This window comes from Paenibacillus sp. LjRoot56, from assembly GCF_964253335.1.
Lineage (GTDB): Bacteria > Bacillota > Bacilli > Paenibacillales > NBRC-103111 > Paenibacillus_E > Paenibacillus_E allorhizoplanae.
In genome coordinates, this window is record NZ_CAXURV020000023.1 from 1 (window position 1) to 235 (window position 235).

Consider the following 235-nt stretch of genomic DNA (forward strand, 5'->3'; position numbering starts at 1 on the left):
TGCAAGCCATAGCTTCGGTGGCGTGTTTAGCCCCGTTACATTTTCGGCGCAGAGTCACTCGACCAGTGAGCTATTACGCACTCTTTCAATGGTGGCTGCTTCTAAGCCAACATCCTGGTTGTCTGTGCAACTCCACATCCTTTCCCACTTAACACACACTTGGGGACCTTAGCTGATGGTCTGGGCTGTTTCCCTTTTGACAATGGATCTTAGCACTCACTGTCTGACTCCCGGA

1 rRNA gene is annotated in these 235 nt (G+C 51.1%); it reads right to left on the reverse strand.

Features of this window, described 5'->3' with window-relative positions:
- Positions 1-235, reverse strand: a 23S ribosomal RNA gene (locus ACSQ8O_RS36765); the annotation flags it as partial.